The organism is Nostoc sp. CENA543, assembly GCF_002896875.1.
Classification (GTDB): domain Bacteria; phylum Cyanobacteriota; class Cyanobacteriia; order Cyanobacteriales; family Nostocaceae; genus Trichormus.
Map to the genome: position 1 here is coordinate 878,528 of NZ_CP023278.1, position 18,510 is coordinate 897,037.

General features: G+C 40.7%; 8 protein-coding genes. All 8 read right to left on the reverse strand.

Annotated features, from left to right (window positions below; genetic code table 11):
- Window positions 1-70: 70 nt before the first annotated feature.
- Window positions 71-4,384, reverse strand: coding sequence for an ATP-binding protein (locus CLI64_RS03680; protein WP_103135954.1), 4,314 nt, complete (start codon window positions 4,382-4,384; stop codon window positions 71-73).
- 342 nt (window positions 4,385-4,726) lie between these two features.
- Window positions 4,727-5,764 carry a methyltransferase gene (locus CLI64_RS03685; RefSeq protein ID WP_103135955.1) on the reverse strand — a complete coding sequence of 346 codons (1,038 nt, stop codon included), beginning with the start codon at window positions 5,762-5,764 and terminating at the stop codon, window positions 4,727-4,729.
- A gap of 14 nt (window positions 5,765-5,778) precedes the next feature.
- Window positions 5,779-6,651, reverse strand: coding sequence for an SDR family oxidoreductase (locus CLI64_RS03690; protein WP_103135956.1), 873 nt, complete (start codon window positions 6,649-6,651; stop codon window positions 5,779-5,781).
- A gap of 126 nt (window positions 6,652-6,777) precedes the next feature.
- On the reverse strand, window positions 6,778-8,139 hold the full coding sequence (locus CLI64_RS03695; protein ID WP_103135957.1) for an MATE family efflux transporter: 1,362 nt from the start codon (window positions 8,137-8,139) through the stop codon (window positions 6,778-6,780).
- Window positions 8,140-8,384: 245 nt separating this feature from the next.
- Window positions 8,385-9,758, reverse strand: a complete 1,374-nt coding sequence (locus tag CLI64_RS03700; RefSeq protein ID WP_103135958.1) for a cytochrome P450 — start codon at window positions 9,756-9,758, stop codon at window positions 8,385-8,387.
- A 13-nt stretch (window positions 9,759-9,771) separates the two neighbouring features.
- Window positions 9,772-11,145: a cytochrome P450 gene (locus CLI64_RS03705; protein ID WP_103135959.1), complete on the reverse strand. Its 1,374-nt coding sequence runs from the start codon at window positions 11,143-11,145 to the stop codon at window positions 9,772-9,774.
- A gap of 58 nt (window positions 11,146-11,203) precedes the next feature.
- Window positions 11,204-15,277, reverse strand: a complete 4,074-nt coding sequence (locus CLI64_RS03710) for a non-ribosomal peptide synthetase (RefSeq protein ID WP_103135960.1) — start codon at window positions 15,275-15,277, stop codon at window positions 11,204-11,206.
- Between the two features lie 111 nt (window positions 15,278-15,388).
- Window positions 15,389-18,496: a type I polyketide synthase gene (locus CLI64_RS03715; RefSeq protein ID WP_103135961.1), complete on the reverse strand. Its 3,108-nt coding sequence runs from the start codon at window positions 18,494-18,496 to the stop codon at window positions 15,389-15,391.
- Between the last annotated feature and the right edge of the window lie 14 nt (window positions 18,497-18,510).

The window sequence follows — 18,510 nt, forward strand, 5'->3', positions numbered from 1 at the left end:
CATAGCCGATGCTTGGAGCTAATGAGACTTTGTTTGGGGCGGGTTGAGCAAATATAGTGATGAGCATTATTTAGACAGCGAGTAAATCAGTAATTGCGGCAATGAGATGATCTGGCTCGATAGGTTTAGCAAGATGCTTTTGAAAACCAGCTTTGAATGCCTGATGTTCATTTAATTCACCAGCATAGGCAGTAAGGGCGATCGCTTTTATCGCTCCGCCCTGTTGGAGAGGTAAGGCGCGAATCTGCTGCATCAGCATATAACCATCCATCTCAGGCATTCCAATATCGCTGAGGAGAATATCAGGTTGGGTTTGAGTTAACACTTGTAATGCTTCATATGCGGAAGCAGCTGTGATGACTTTTGCTCCGGTTTGTTCCACTAAAAAAGCGATAAAATCCCGTGTATCAGTGTCATCATCTACTATTAAAACTTGGATATCATGCAAGCTCAAGGGTGCTTCGGGCAATGGAGAATCGGAATTGACAATTACTTGAGTAGACATTAGTGGTAGCCCAACGGTAAAAGTAGCACCACTACCTTCACCCTGGCTGTATGCCGCAATGGTGCCACCGTGAAGCTCGACTAAATGGCGAACAATCGCTAATCCTAAACCAAGCCCACCGAACTTACGAGTAGTGGCACTATCAGCTTGACGAAAATAATCAAACACATAAGGTAAAAAATCCGGAGAAATCCCCTTTCCGGTATCACTAACAACGATTTGAGCCTGATTTTCAACTTGTGACAATCGCACCCAAACTTGACCGCCTGTAGGTGTAAATTTAATTGCATTAGACAGCAAGTTCCAAATTACTTGCTGTAAGCGAGTTGAGTCGCCCAAAACGACACCAACATCAGGATCAAGATTTACTTGTATGCAAATAGATTTAGCTTCTGCTGAAAGTTGCACAGTTTCGAGTGCTGCTTTGATAGTAGATGCTAGATGAATCGGTCTACTTGTGAGTGTGAGCTTACCTTGCAAAATTCGAGAAACATCAAGAAGGTCTTCAATTAGTTCTACTTGCAACTTGGCATTGCGCTCAATGGTTGAGAGAGCTTGCTGGACTTTGGTTTCATTGAGCTTGGTTTTTTGCAAAAGCCTTGACCAACCTAAAATCGGATTGAGGGGCGATCGCAATTCATGGGATAGTACAGCTAAAAATTCATCCTTGATTCGGTTTGCAGTTTCGGCTTGTGCTTGTGAGGCTTCGGCCGCCGAGCGGGCTTGCAGTTCTGCTTGGTATAATCGGGCATTTTCCACAGCAACAGCAGCGATTTGTGCTAGTTGAACCAGGATGGCTTCGTCAGCTTCACTAAATTCACCCTCACACTTGTCAGAAAGCTGAATCAAACCAATATTTTTGCCGTCGCGCCCAATCAGAGGTGCTGCCAGCCAGCCACGCATCGGCGGGTGGTTGGGAGCCTCCTTACCAAAACCTCGCCAGAGGGGATGTGCCTCTAGTTGGGCTTGTGTCATTCGCATTGGTTGATTTAAGTGACACACAGAGGCATAAATCCCAGACCCATCCGGTTTTTCATCGTAATTTTGCCAAGCGGTATATTTATCAGACAAGTAGATAGAAGTAATTGCCTGAGTCCAATTCTGGTCAATCGTCAAGCTGGTAACAGACTGATGACAACCGATGATTGATGCTGCCTGATCCGTAATTACTTGCAACACTTGTTCAACCGAAAGGGCAGAATTAATTGTGAGTGCGGCTTTAGTTAATCCCTGTAATTGGTTCAGGTATTGAAATTCGCGGGCAAGTAGTTGTTCGCGTTGGAGTTCGGCTTGTTTGCGCTGGGTAATGTCAGCAGCAAAAACTGTTAGTCCATCCGGCGACGGATAGACCCGATTTTCATACCAGCGATTCCAGGTAGGGTAAAAATATTCAAACTGAACGGGCTGTTGTTCATTGAATGCTCGTTGAAAGTGAATGTAAATTTCAGTGTCAATAGTATCTGCAAATACTTCCCAAATGCTGTGATCGAGAATTTGCTCTCGCTTCATACCAATAATTTCACACAAGCGATCGTTGACGTATGTGTAGCACCAGTTGCGATCTAAAACATAAAACCCATCATTAATGCTTGACAAGATAGTTTCAACATTCTGCTTGGCTGTTTCGGCTTCTTGTCGCAGAGATTGTTCTTGCTGCATCGCATTTTGCCGCAGATGCGTCAGCTTTAAAGTTGCCTCAACTCGCGCTAACAATTCACGGGCAGAAAACGGTTTAATCAGATAATCATCGGCTCCAGCTTCTAATCCCTCCACTTTTGCTTCTTCTCCGGCTCTAGCAGACAGCAAAATGATGGGAATTTCACGCGTGCGATTGTTACTGCGTAACGCACTCAACAGACCAAAGCCATCCAAACGGGGCATCATTACATCCGTCATTACCAAATCGGGTAAATGATGGGAGATGGCTTCTAAGGCATCGATGCCGTCAGTGGCAGTTTCTACCACATAATCTTGACTGAGCAATCGCTTCACATACTCTCGCATATCAGCATTATCATCGACCAGGAGAATGCGAGCAGATGAAGGCAGGGGTGCAGGGTGCAGGGGGAAGAGGGAAGGATTCTCTTCCTTGCTCCCTGCTCTTTGCCCCCTTGACTCTTCCGGTAGCCAACGCAAGGCTTCTTCTATGAAAGAATCTACACCTATGGCGGTAGAAGCTAAGGTTCGCGTTGCCTGAATTCGCTCAGGCGGTAAGTGGGCTGTGCCGACAGGAATGGTAATGGTAAAAGTGGTGCCGTTGCCTTCAATGCTTTCAACCTGCACTTGACCACTATGCAACCGCACTAACTCTTGGACTAATGCTAGTCCAATTCCTGTACCTTCTTGAGTCCTGCCCCGCGCTCCCTCAACACGGTGAAATCGCTCGAACAATTGTGGTAATTCTGAAGATGGAATGCCAATCCCTGTATCCCGAACTATTAATTGGGCTTGGTGTTTTACCTGTTGCAAAATAACTGTAATTGACCCAGAAAACGTGAACTTAAAGGCATTCGATAGCAGATTCAAAACAATTTTTTCCCACATTGAGCGATCAATGTAGACGGGTTGGGTGAGGCTTTCACATGAGACAATGAACACTAAGCCTGCTTGCTCAATTGCCGAGCGAAAGATGCTGGCTAATTCAGCAGTGAAAGTTGCTAAGTCTGTGGGTTCATAAACAGCTTGCACCCTTCCGGCTTCAATGCGAGAAAAATCTAGTAATGTATTTACTAACTTCAACAGACGCAAACCATTACGGTGCATTAACTTAAGCTCTTGTTTTTGCTTTGGTGATAAGTCGTCTGTAGCTAATAAATCCTCTAACGGACTCAACATTAAAGTTAACGGAGTCCGAAATTCATGAGAAATATTACTAAAAAATGTAGTTTTGGCGCGATCTAGTTCTGCTAAAGCTTCGGCACGTTTGCGCTCTTCTTCGTATGCCTGAGCATTACTAATGCTAGCCGCAATTTGAGATGCCACTAAGTTCAAGAATCCCTGATAGTGATCATCGAATAGCCGACATGGGTTTAAGGCTGTTACTAATATACCTGCTTTCCCCGTCCGTCCCGATGGCGATATCGGTATGACAACAGCTTGCTGAGGTGAGCGATTCCACACTCCTGTAGGTAAATCACAAAATTGCTGTTCTAAGTTAGTCAGAACATAAATTTCATGAGTCGTCAATACTTTGGCAAACTGCCAAGGCGAATCATCATCGAGTGCAACAGTTTCAACAACAGCTGGGTGTCCTGGCTCAATTCCACAACTTCCGGCTAAAGTCACGCACTGCCGTTGAGCATCTACCAAATAAATCATTGCAAATGGCAGATCGTATGGGTTAGTTGCTAGACAGTTCAGGCTCAGAGTACAGGCTTCTTCAAAAGTCCGAGCATCTGCTGTTTTAGCTGCCAGTTCTTTTAACAGTGCCAACTGCCGTTCTCCAATGATGCGCGGAGTATCATCACTATTGGCACAAATAATCCCGCCAGTGGTACCATCATCATTTGGTACTGGGCTATAAGAAAAGGTATAATATGTTTCTTCCGGGTAGCCATTGCGTTCCATAATTAGCAGCAAGGCTTCGTCATAAGTTCCCTGATTTTGTAATAGTGCGGTTTGGGCGCGTGGGCCTACTTGTGACCAAATTTCTTGCCAGACGATCGCAGCTTTTTGACCAAGTGCCTGTGGATGTTTGCCACCAAGAATGGCGCGATAGGCATCGTTGTACAAGTTGATTAAGTCCTCACCCCACCAAACAAACATTGCTTGGCGAGAAGTCAACATAATTCGCACCGCAGTTTTCAAGCTCTGTGACCAAGTTTCGACTGCACCCAGCGATGTTTGTGACCAGTCTTGCATTCGCATAAGTGCCGCCATCTCACTGTCTCCGACAAAGAGATTAGACGAAAGCTGAGAGTTAGTCTCATTAGTCACAGTTGAAGCCCCCAAATCAAGGTACAAAGCATTGGTTAAGCCAGAGCTATCATCTTCTAAGTTGTAGCTATGATTAGGAAGCTATGTAGGAAATTAGGGTATACGGTGTACGTCAAACTGATTTTCGGCTATTAGCCTCAAGCAACTTATCTATCTATAGCGTGAATTTTGAGCTAAATCAAAAAGAAGTCTCTCGCTCGCTGTAACAGCGAGCGAGAGATTCTCTAGTTAATTCGCACTTTCATGTTGCAAGCCGCCACGGAGACAGGAATGTCTCCATTTTGCTTACGAAATTTTAGTGGACTCAATAATGCTAACCTCGGATTCCGTTGGGATAATTTGTGTAATTTTCAACCCTGCGGCTTTAAATAGCTTGTGAAATTCTTCTTCAGTACGGATGCGTCCGCCTGGACACATGACTAACATATTTACGTCTATGAACTTGCTGCCGTAAAATTCGTTGCCTGGAGGAATGACAAAGTCGATTACCAATAATCTGCTTTGTGGTGTCATAGCTTGATGACAGCCTTGGAGAATGGTGAGCGATCGCTCGTCATCCCAGTCTTGGATAATATGCTTGAGGATATACGCATCTGCGCCTGTAGGAATATCCTCAAAGAAGCTGCCACCGATAAATTTGCAGCGATTTTGCAAGGCTAAATCCCAGGAATTTTTAGCCCGTTCAACTACATCTGGACGGTCAAATAGTATCCCTGTCATACTGGGGTAGGCTTGGAGAATTGTCGCTAGGGAAAGACCTTTACCACCACCAATATCAGCTAACTTATCAATAGAGGAAAAATCATAAGCTTCTAATATTAAAGTATTTTCCTCTTCAGACTCTGCCATTGCGCGATCGAAAATTTCACCTTGGGTAGAATCTTGGTCATTATACTCAAACAAGTCCATGCCATATAAACGCTCAAAGGCACTGTCTCCAGTCTGCAAACTGTACATCAAATCGCCCCAGGATTTGTAATAATGCTCCTCACCCCGTAAAATTGCCATAGCTCGCACTGATTCAGGGTGATTAGTTTGCAAATTATCTGCTAATGGAGTTAAGGCAAAATAACGTGGTTTAATCTCTGCAAAAATGCCCACACTAGCTAAGGCTCGTAAGATGCGATATAAGGCATCACTATGGGTGTCAGTCGCTTTTGCCAACGTGTCGCAGTGTTGAGGACTTTCACTAAGTAAATCTGCAATGCCAAGTTTAGCCACTACGTAAACACACCGCGACATCCAGTAGGCGTGTATCCATTCCATTGCTGTCATTTGAAATGGTGTATTGCTGGGTGCATAGATAGATTCTGATACAGTCATGATTAACCTCTTTACTAATTTTTTAATTCCAATTCTTGGAGTTGAATAGCATCACAAACCCTGTCTGGGAGAATCTTCGCTAAAAGCATGAGAAAATCTAGCATTAATTTTTCGTTAGATACGAAATAGCGAGTTTTCGGTTTCTTGACTTCTAAGGCTTTTTGAATCACATTTGCGACTTCTGCCGGTGGTACTCCCATACGGTTTGATTTGATTAACTGCTCCAAGGAAAACTTGTAAATATCACCGTACATAGCTCTAGCTGTCGGTGACATATTAGCTAATTTTTTTTGTAAACTTGCTTCTACTTTATCTGGAGCGTTGGAAGCAATTGAGCCTGGTTCAATTAAAATTACTTCAATTCCCCAAGGATGTAATTCCATTCTTAAAGAATCATTTAAGGCTTCTAAGGCAAACTTAGAAGCACACAAAGCTGAAAAAAATGGTGATGATATTTTGCCAGAAACTGAGCCAATATTAATAATCCTGCCTTTGGCTTGGCGAATCATTGGTAAAAAGGCTTGGGTAACAGCTACTTGTCCAATGACATTAACTTCAAATTGCCATCTGAGTTCATCGATGTCTAAATATTCTAATGGCCCATCTACTAATATACCGGCATTATTTACTAATCCAACTAATCCTTTATCACTAATAGCTGATGCCACAATTTCTGCGGCAGCTTTAATCTGTTCTTTTTTGGTGACATCAAGAATTACTGGGATTAAATTACCAGATGAATTTAACTTGAGCAATTCAGCATCTTTTGTTTGACGAACTCCGGCAAATACTTGATAGCCTTGTTTATCTAATAATAGCGCAGTTGCTCGTCCAACTCCTGTAGATGCTCCTGTGATTACTACAGCACCTTTACGTTTTTGATTCATCGATTTTTCTAGTTATTCTCTGCGGGTTTGAAAGTCTATTTATCAAGTAAGTAGTAAATAGTATGGTGTGTTACGGCATTGTGAGGATTTGAGTATAAGCGACAGGATAAATTGCCTTAACGCACCCTACAATTTCTGAATGCTAAGTTTTTTAAATTCTAATCCAGTGATTAATAAAGCAATTGATACTACTAATGAATCTGTTAATAACATTCCATAATATACACCTCTAACGCCAAAATATGAAGACAATATCAATACAAATGGAATCAGGAAGAAAAGAGTTTTAGAGAGAATCAAGAAACCTGCTGCTTTGCCATTACCAATGGATTGAAATAACGTGACACTGCAAAATCCTAATGGTAAAATCAGCAGGAGAAAGTTGACAATTTGAAAGTTAAATAAATCATCACCACTAAAATTAATAGTTGGCAATAAAATTCTCAGAAAGGTTGCTGGGAATAATTGTAAAGGCAACCAAATTAATCCTAAGCACAGTGTTGCACCAATACTAAATGTGAAAAATGCTTGTTTGAGGCGGTGATAATTTTTGGCTCCGTAATTTATGCCAATTATAGGCTGTAAGGCTTGCACAAATCCTTCGACGGGGATAAATGCTAACGCATATATTCTCAGGGTTGCTCCGGCAATAGCAATATCGTGTTCACTGCCATATTGAGCAATAGATTTATAAATTACAGACTGTTCTACTAAGCTAATAATCTCCATTAATAGGGCGGTTAACCCTACGGATAAAATTGCTGGTAGTAAATCTATGGCTAAAGTTAAATTTTTGGGATTAACCAGAATAGAACTTTTCTTAGAAAGGAAATAGCTAATATTTAAAATACTATAAACTATCATAGAAATAACTGTAGAAAATGCTACTCCTCCAATTCCTAAATTAAAAACACTAATAAATATAGGATTGAGAATAGCGTCGAGGATAGCAAATATTCCGGCAAAAATCATAGCAAGGCGGATTTTGCCTTCTGATTTAATTAATTGGCTGGACGCAACTGCTAAAATATAAAATACTGAACCTGATGTGTAGATTCTAAAATACTCTGCCCCGGCTGCGGCTACTTCACCACTCCCTCCCATAAAGGCAATTAATTTATCACTAAAAAAGTAGCCTAAAAGGGTGATAAAAAAAGCAATAATTACGCTCAGAATGACTAAAGTGCCAAAAATTCTTGACTTGGTTCTGGTATCTTCTGAACCGATCGCCCGACTGAGAACTGAGGCTGTACCTACTCCTACTAAATGAGCGCAACCAATAACTAAGGAAGTAAGTGGTACTGCTAAGGATATGGCAGCTAATGCTGTTTCACCAATTAGTTGTCCAGCAAATAGGGCATCTAAGAAGCTATTAAAGCCAAGTAATAGCATTCCTAAAATGCCGGGAATAGTGAATTTTATCATCAATGTAATTAGATTACCATTGAGTATTTCATGAGTAACTGGTGATTGTGTTTCTGTTGTCATAATTTGCCGCTCATGCTTCAAGCAATATGCAATATGGGGGTTTGTGATTACAAATAATCAGGTATTTGTAATTTGGATAAGTAGCACAGGATAAATAATTAAAGGCTTGTAGTGTGAAATTTAGTTCACAAAAAAGGACTAAAGTCCTTACTACGAACTGAATTTTAGTATTTTTAGGTTAAGTTACATGGTTTGATCTGTTCAATTCGTTCTATTTAATTCTCTAAAATAGATACTTAATTTCACTAAAAATGCACAGCCTCTTGTGGGGATTGTTGATGTTGCTGAATGTTGCATAATACCATCTTTAATTTACTGGCTGGGGGATAGTTTGCACCTTGGGGTTGTGGTTTTTCTCGTTGTGTATGGGTTAGAGATAATTGATAACGTGAAATAATTTTGGCGAGAACTAGTTTCATTTCAAACGTAGCTAAAGCTTCCCCAGGACAACGCCTAGCACCGCCACCAAAGGGCATAAATTCGTATGGAGAGTATTGTTTTTCTAGAAAACGTTCTGGTTGAAATTGCTGTGGTTGTGGATATAATTCTGGGTTTTGATGTGTTAAATAAATACAGCCGATGATGATTGCGCCTGGAGTTAAGTGATAGCCCATGAGATTAGTTGCTGATTCTACTATCCTGGGAAATGTGACGAATTGAGTGGGATAAATCCGTAAGATTTCGTTACAGACAGCATTGAGATAAGGAAGTTCAACAATGCTCATGGGGTTGGGAGATTCACCCAGAGTGTTGATTTCTTGACGCAATTTTTCGCGGACTTGTGGCTCACGGTGAAGCCAATATAATGCCCAAGTAATGGCTGTTGCGGAAGCATCTCGTCCACCGAATAATAATGAAGGAAATAAATCGCGTATTTCTTCATTTGTTAATAATTCGCCTGTTTCGTTGCGGGCAAATATTAACTCGGAAAGGACATCATTAGCATTGGGGTTTGGTTGTTGACGACGATCGCTAATTTCTGCGTAAATCAGGTTGTCAAATTGTCGCCACAGATAACGAAAGTAACCCCAAGGACTCCACCGCCCTAAGTCTTGTTGTAAAAAGGGGAAGGATAGAGGGATTTCGACAAAGGGCGATCGCGCATAGTTCATTAAATTAGTTAGCAGTTGCTTGAGTTGTTCGTAGCGATCGCCTGTATGTAAGCCAAATAAAGTATTTAAAATTACCTCTAGGGTAATTTTTTGCATGGTGGGGTAGGCTAAAAAAGATTTGCCCAGGGGTAGCTGATTCATGACTTTTTCGGTGACATCACAAATTTGCTGTCCGTAGGCTTTTACTTTATTACTGTGCAAAGGAGACATCAGCAGTTTGCGTCTGGATCTGTGGCGTATACCATCAAGCAGAAGTAGTCCGTTTTGTCCCACCAATGGGGCTGATTCGGCGTTTAACTCTCCAGCCGCGATGATTTCTGTTGTATTGGTGAAAATCTGCTTCATCCCTTGGGGATTACCGACAAAGATTAAGGGTGTGGATTCAGACATAATGGTGAAAATGTCACCATAGCGTTGATTCATTTGATCGAGAAAACGCAGAGGATCGGCTGTAAATTGCATTCTCAGCCACCAAGCTGGGAGTTTTGGGCCTTGAGGTAGGTTCATATTGGGTATATTTTTAAACGCAGAGGGGCGCGGAGGTTTCCGCAGAGGGGCGCGGGGTTTTGGCTGAGATGTGCATTTTGACACCACTAGCTGGGTAGCACATTAAACCTTCAAATTTGGGTTGTTCTGGTTGTTTTTTGACTAGGGCGAGTTCATAGTTGGAGAGGATAGTGGCTAGGATGAGCTTCATTTCAAAGATGGCTAAGGCTGCACCAATACAGCTACGAGTACCGCCACCAAAGGGGAAAAATTCGTAAGGGGTGTATTGTTTTTCTAGGAAACGTTCTGGTTGGAATTGTTGGGGATTTGGGTATAAATCTGGCTGTTGATGGGTGAGATAAATACAACCCATGATGAGGGTTCCTGGGGCTAATTCATAACCCATCAGTTCAATTGGGGATTCGACGCGGCGCGGAAATGTGAATAATTGCGCCGGATAAATACGTAGGACTTCGTTACAAACAGCACTGAGATAGGGCAGTTGGGCGATGCTCATGGGATCGGGTGAGTCGCCAAGGGTAGCTAGTTCTTGTTGCAGTTTTTCGCGGACTTGAGGTTGGCGATAAACCCAATACAATAACCAAGTGATAGCGACTGCGGAAGCATCTTGCGCGGCGAATAAGGGTGAGAGTAACAAATCGCGGACTTCTTCATCTGTCATCAGTTCACCCGTCTCATCACGGGCAAATATTAACTCGGATAGGATATCGCTGCGGGATGTGTCTGCTTGTTGGCGGCGTTCTTGCACTTCGGCGTAAAGCAGCTCAAAAATTTCTTGGCGGAGGTGCATAAGATATCCCCACGGACTCCACTTTCCTAAATCTTTTTGCAGAAAGGGTAGAAAAGAGGTAGTTTGCATGATGGGCGATCGCATACTCTTAAGTATGGTGGGAAGTAGGTACTTGAGTTTTGCATAACGTTCTCCCTCTTGTAAGCCCAAAACAACTTTCATGCTGACTTGCAAGGTAATATCTTCAATTGTGGGATAGGCGGTGAAGGTTTTTTTGGCTAAATATTCATCTATTACTTGCTTTGTCAGGTGGCAAATTAGCTTTCCTTGAGCCTGCATTTTGACACCATGAAAAGCTGGCATCATTAATTTACGTCGATGTTTGTGGCGTAGTCCATCGAGTTGTAATATACCTTGGTTGCCGGTGATTAATGCCGCTTCTGCGTTTAATTCACCGGGTGTTTTAATATCTTTTGTATTGGTAAAAATTTGTTTGATGGCTTGGGGTTCGCTCACAAATACTATGGGTGTTTCACCAAAGTTAATGATGAAAATGTTGCCATATTTTTTGGAGATAGCATCCAGGTGGTTTAGGGGGTTGTTGGCTATTTTAATAATGTTTAGCCAGAGAGGAAGGTTTACTTCGGGTATTTTCATGTTTAAGCTCACGCAGAGACGCAGAGGCGCAGATGTGCAGAGGTACAGAGAGGATTGTTTAGAGTTTTTGAGTGTGGAGGAAAGATGTTTTTAAGTGATTGGCTAATTCTTGGATGTAAGGCTCATTAAATATAGAGAAATGATTGCCGGGAATTTCAATCATGTTGATAGGTTGGGAAGAATATTTACCCCAACCTAATAAGGGATCATCTGTATGGAATTCGTGACTTTCAAAGTCGTGGGTAATTATTTCGCTGGCTTTAAATAATGTAATTTCTTGGGGATAAATCTCTGGAATATAATTCCGCATGGCTTGAATATGGGTTTTGAATAGCTGATAACTTTGCAGATGTTGTGCCATTTCTGTCTCGCTAATTTTGAGGTTAGCTTTGCTAAATAAGAAATGAAATTGTTCATCTAGTGGTAAATCTCGTAGCTCATTATAGGAAACGGCAAATTCTATATTGAACCAGTTTTTGATAGCTTCAGCTAAACGCAGCACTAATTTAGCATCATCATCTTTGTCTGGCTGGATGATAGTTTTGGGCAAGATTGCGTCAATTACTGCAAGTAAATCAACTGTTTCATTTTGTCTTTGTAGTTGTTGTGCCATTTCAAAGGCAATGATACCACCGTAACACCAACCTCCTAAAAGATAAGGGCCATGAGGCTGGACTTGACGAATTTCTTTGAGGTAATAAGCTGCGGTTTCTTCTACAGACAGAGGATTAAATTCTTGTTGATGGGGGGTTTGTTCTAGAGCGTAAAATGGTTGTTCTCTACCTAATTTTTTGGAGAGAATAAGGTAGTTGTTGACATCTCCTCCGGCTGCATGAACACAAAAGAAAGGACGATATTCACCAGCAGATTGAATGGCGACTAAAGGAGAATTTGCACCTAAGCTTGCTGGTTGACTGACAATTTTGGCGAGTTTTTCAATTGTAGGATTTTCAAAGAGGGTTGATAGGCTGAGGTTGTGTCCAAATAGCTCATAAATTTGGGCAATTAAGCGCACAGCTAAAAATGAATGTCCTCCTAGTTCAAAAAAATTATCTGTAATGCCAATGGGACTAGTGTTAAGTAACTGTTCCCAAATTTTTACCAGGGCTAATTCTGTAAAAGTGCTAGCTGCAACGGAAGATTTATTAACTATTGTGGGAATTACATCATGAGATACAAGTGCTTGCTTGTCTACTTTACCATTAGGTGTCAGGGGAATTTCATCTAATAATATACAAGCCGAGGGTAGCATAAAACTTGGTAGTTTCTGCTGTAAATATGCTTGTAGTGGCGGGATGATATCTTTTTGTTGTGTAGCTACATAAGCAATTAAAGATTTATCGCCATGAGCATCATCATGAGGGATGACAACAGCATTTTTTACAGACGGATATTGAGCGATCGCAGTGGCAATTTCACCTAATTCTATACGAAAACCTCGAATTTTAATTTGGTCATCATTACGACCAAGATATTCTAATTGACCGTTATTTTGATAGCGTACTAAGTCACCAGTTTTGAAAAGTTTAGTTCCTCTTAAAAATGGGTTATCAATAAATCTTTCTTGTGTCAGTTCTGGACGATGTAAATAACTCCTAGCTAGTCCATCGCCACCAATATATAATTCTCCAGCTACACCAATGGGAACAAGTTGTAAATTGCTATCTAAAATATATGCTTGTGTGTTATCTATAGGTTTACCGATGGGAACTGTGGAGGATGTTTCACTCAATAAACTTGTGTCGTAATAAGTGACATTGGCAGAAACTTCTGAAGAACCATAAAGATTAATTAATTTGGCGTTTGGTAATAACTGGTGAAAAGTTTTGGCTAAATCAATAGTTAATGCTTCTCCACTGGTAATCCAAAGTTGGAGATGAGATAAATTTTGTGTGAGATGTGGGTAATTATCTAGGAGTAGCCGCAATAATGAAGGGACAAGCACGAGGCGCGAAACTTGATAGTTAGTGAGAGTTTCGAGGAAAAGTTGCGGGTCTTTGGCGATCGCATCGGGGATAATGACTGTAGGAAAACCTTGCAATAAGGGTGCGAAAATTTCCCAGACTGAATCAACAAAACTAATTGCGGTTTTCTGACAACAAATTTCCCCAGTTGCGAAGGGATAGGTTTTCCATAGCCAGTGTAAACCGTTGACTGTACCACGATGGGTTCCCAGCACACCTTTAGGCGTTCCCGTTGAACCGGAGGTGTAAATTACATAGGCGAGGTTATGTGCTTCAGATGCGCTGCGGGGGTTTTCTGGACTTTCTTGTTGAATATTATCCCAGGCTGTGTCTAATGCGATTGCTTTTACTTCTCCCCAACATTTCTTTAATGATGTGTGACTAATCATCAACGCAGCTTGAGAATCAGCCAACATAAATTGAAGGCGTTCCACGGGATAATTAGGGTCTAGAGGTAAATAAGCACCGCCAGCTTTTAAAATCGCTAAAATCGCTATGATCATATCTACAGAGCGTTCTAGACATATAGCCACCAGAGTTTCAGTTGTGACTCCTAATTTAATTAAATAATGAGCAAGTTGATTTACTTTTTGGTTGAGTTGTTGATAAGTTAGATTTTCTGACTGACTAATTAATGCTAAAGCATCGGGAAAATGCTCGACTTGTTGCTCCAATAATTGCTGTAAAGTTGCGTGATGTGGATAATCAGTTTGAGTATAATTCCACTCTAATAATTGCTTTTTCTCTGGAGTTGTCAGTAATGGCAATTCGGAAATGCTTTGATGAGGATTGATGATAATACTTATGAGTAAATTTTGAAAATTATCAATCAATCTTTGAATTGTCACTGCATCAAATAAATCTGTATTGTATTCCCAAAATCCAGTTAATCCTTGTTCTGAGTCTGAGATGGACACAGTAATATCAAATTCCGATGTACCGTGATCAATTTCTAAATTACGCAAAGTTAACCCAGCCACTTCTTCTACAGGTGTTGGGGCATTTTGGAGAATAAACATTACCTGAAACAAAGGATTCCGGCTTAAATCTCTCTCAGGTTGTAATTCTTCAACTAACTTTTCAAAAGGTAAATCTTGATGTGCATAAGCGTTGAGAGTTACATCTTTTACTCGACTTAAAAGTTCTCGGAAAGTAGGATTACCACTTAAGTTATTCCGCAGAACTAAGTTATTGACAAATAAACCAAGTAACCCTTCTAATTCGGCGCGGTTACGATTAGCAATAGCTGAACCTACTAAAATATCTTCTTGAGAAGTGTAGCGATATAGTAATGTATTAAACGCCGCTAGCAGCGTCATAAATAAAGTACAGCCTGCTTGCTGGCTTAATTCGGTTAATGCTGCGCTTAATTCTCTTGATAAAGTAAAGTATTGTTTCGCACCGTGAAATGTTGCAACCGCCGGACGGGGATAATCTGTAGGTAACTGGAGTATTGGCAGTTTACCAGCTAATTGTTGCTTCCAGTAATTAAGTTGAGTGTTTAGCCGTTCTCCTTGCAGGCGATCGCGTTGCCAAATGCTAAAATCTGCATATTGAATTGGCAGTTCTGCTAAAGGAGAGGGTTTCCCGTTAGAAAAAGCCGCATATAGCGTTGCTAATTCTTGGGCAAACACACCCATAGACCACCCATCTGTAATTATATGATGTATGGTTAAAAGTAATATATTTTCTATTTCACTCAAGCGCAGTAAACTTGCTCTGAATAATGGTGCAGCAGCTAAATCAAAAGGTTTTTGTGCTTCTTTGATAGCAATTTGTTGAACTTCTGTTTCCCAGTCTTGATTAGCTAAATGCTCAATATTAATAATAGGTATTTCCCAAGTTAATTGAGGTAAAACTATCTGTATTGGCTGTTCATCTCCTGATACAAATATTGTTCGCCATGCTTCATGTCGTCTGAGAATTTCGTTGAGGCTGTGCTGAAGTGCTGATAAATTCAGTAAGCCTTTTAGGTGTAAGGCACTGGTGACATGATAGAAAGAACTACCGTGATAAAGTTGGTGAATAAACCAAAGTCTTTGTTGCGAAAAAGATAATGGTATGGGTTGAGAGTTTTGGCGTTTGGGAATGGCTTCGGTTTTAAATTTACCTTTTTTCCATTTTTCTAATAGGGCTTTTTTGGCTGGGGAGAGGGTGGAGTTGTCCATAGTTTTTATTTGGAACGCAGAGGGGCGTGGAGGTTAACGCGGCGAAAAGTTGCGTGCGGGGGTTCCCCCCCGTTGAGCAAACTTTTCAAGACAGAGGTACGCGGAGAGTGGTTAAGTTTTGAGGATAAGTTGAACTTCTTCTTCAGATAATTCGGTGAGTTTTTCTAGCAGTAGTTCTTCAATTATTTCTGCTTGCTTGGCGATAGTTAAGGCTTTTAATAACAGTTCGCGGAGTGGTAATTCTACAGGGAAGTTTGCTTGTAGGCGAGAAGCAAGTTGAGTAGCTATTAAAGAGTCTCCGCCCAATTCAAAGAAGTTGTCATAAATGCCAATTTGTTGAATTCCTAAAACTTCTTGCCAGACTTTGGCAATTTGTGATTCTAATTCGTTGGTGGGAGCAATGTAAGTATTGTCGATATGGGGTCGGGAATAAGATATATTTGATTCTTGTACTTTCGTTTCTGTAAAGTTGGCTGAGTTAGAAAAAACTTGATTTTCTTCTTGTGATCCAAATGATGGTATTTTTGCTTCAATCCAATAACGTTGACGTTCAAAAGGATAAGTAGGTAAAGGAACACGATAAGGTTGTTTGTGGCTATAAAATTCTGACCAATTTATGTCTATTCCTGCTAGCCATAGCTGACCTAATGTATTTAGTATAAAAGCAATATCTGCTTGTTGTTCTTGGGGATGGCGGAGAGAAGTTACAACTAATTGTTTAGCATTATTTGTTAAATGCTGCCTTGTTAATGTACTTAATGTCCGTCCTGATCCTACTTCTATAAAGATACCTTCTGCTTGTTTTAATAACTCAGATATACCTTGTGAAAATCTCACACAAGAGCGTAGATGTTGACTCCAATAATGGGGATTTGTCGCTTCATTGGCTTGAATCAAAGTACCAGTAAGATTAGAAATGAAGGGAATTTTGGGCGGTTTGGGATTAGCTTTTTTCACTTGTTCAGTAAACGCCGCTAAAATTGGTTCCATCATCTGCGAATGGAAGGCGTGAGATGTATGCAACAGACGAGAATTTATATTTTTAGTAGCTAAATAGTTTTGCAAAGTCTCAACAACTTCTGTCTTTCCAGAAACAACACAAGCAGATGGACTATTAATTGCAGCTAGAGAAAGTTCCTCACCTAAAAATTGTTTTACATCTGCTTCTGATAGCGGTACAGCCAGCATACTTCCAGGTGGCTGTTGCTGCATCATTTTTCCTCTCGCAGCAACTAAAGTTAAAGCATCTTCTAAAGAAAATACACCAGCTAAAGTAGCGGCTACATACTCACCAATACTATGACCTATCATCGCCGTAGGTAACACACCCCAAGACATCCATAACTTGGCTAAGGCGTATTCAATGGTGAATAATGCAGGTTGAGCCAGAGATGTTTGTTGCAGTTGGGCGGAAGCTGTTTGTATTTGTTGTTCACTAGGATATAGTATTTGACGTATATCTAGCCCCAATTGTGGTTGAAGAATATCTGCACAAATATCTACCTGTTCTTGAAAAATTGGCTCAACTTCATACAGTTCTCGCGCCATATTTACATATTGCGTTCCCTGCCCTGAGAACATAAATATAACGGGACGTTTGCTCGGTTTTTGGTAGTAGCTAAAAACTCGTTCTGGGTCTAAATTTGTTAATACTTCAATTGCATCTTCAATATCACGACAAACAACCATCCGCCGATAGTCAAAAGCCCGCCGCCCAACACTGAGGGTATAAGCCACGTCAGCCAAATTTAATTCAGGATGTTGTTGTAAATGTGTAGCAAGATTAATTGTTATTTTCTCAAGTGCCTGCTCACTTTTAGCCGATAAACATAATAGTTGATAATCTCTCCCCTGCACCCTGCCCCCTGCCCCCTGCCTCAAAACAGGTGCTTCCTCCAAAATCACATGAGCATTAGTTCCACCAATACCGAAGGAACTAACCCCAGCTCGGCGCGGTGTACCGTTACTTTGCCATTCTGAAAGAGTGGTATTGATATAAAAGGGACTGTTAGCAAAATCTATTTGAGGATTAGGAGTTTGAAAGTGTAAATTGGGAGGTATTTGTTGATGTTTAAGGGCTTGAACAGTTTTAATTAAACCAGCCACACCCGCAGCCGTATTCAGGTGTCCAATATTTGTTTTTGTGGAAGCGACAGCACAAAAACCTTTTTTATCAGTGCTATCACGAAAAGCTTGTGTGAGAGCCTTTATTTCGATGGGGTCTCCTAGTACAGTACCCGTTCCATGAGTTTCAATATAAGAAATAGTTTCTGGTTCCACATCAGCTAATGCTAATGCTTCTAAAATTACTGCTGTTTGACCTTCTACACTAGGTGCTGTATAACCTACTTTTAAAGAGCCATCATTATTAATTGCTGAAGCTTTAATTATGGCATGAATGTAATCGCGATCGCGCACAGCATCTTCTAATCGCTTCAGCACAACTACACCCAAGCCGTTACCGAAAATAGTACCACTAGCATGAGCATCGAAGGCGCGACAGTGACCATCAATTGATAAAATTCCCCCTTGTTCATAGTAGTAGCCAGATGTTTGGGGTAAATGTACAGATACACCACCAGCCAAAGCCATATCACTTTCGCCGTTGAGTAAACTTTGACAAGCAAAATGCACCGCTACTAATGATGTCGAACAAGCAGTTTGAACATTAACACTTGGCCCTTTTAAATTTAATTTATAAGAAATTTGTGTAGGTAAATGGTCTTTATCATTCCCAACAAACATTTGAAATGATTCGACTGAGTTTAACGCATCCCAATGGGGATAAAAGTTAGAAAATAAATTATTTAATAAATAAGAACTTAAAGCAGCACCAGCAAACAATCCTATTTGACCAGGATAAGTTTCAGAATTGTAGCCAGCATTTTCTAATGCTTCCCAAACACATTCTATAAATAATCTATGTTGCGGATCTATTAATTCTGCTTCTTTAGGAGTGAAACCAAAAAAATTAGGATCAAATAATTCGATATCTTCTAATAAACCAAATGCTTTGACATAATTAGGATCATTAAGTGATTTTGGCTTGATACCGACTGATAGCAATTCTTCATCAGTAAAGAAAGTAATTGACTCTACACCATCTCGTAAATTTTGCCAAAAACTATCAACATTCTTAGCACCAGGAAAACGCCCAGCCATACCAATTATTGCTATTGCATCATCATCGATGCTAGGAAATTTATTTTCAGGATTCATCGAAGTAAATTTTA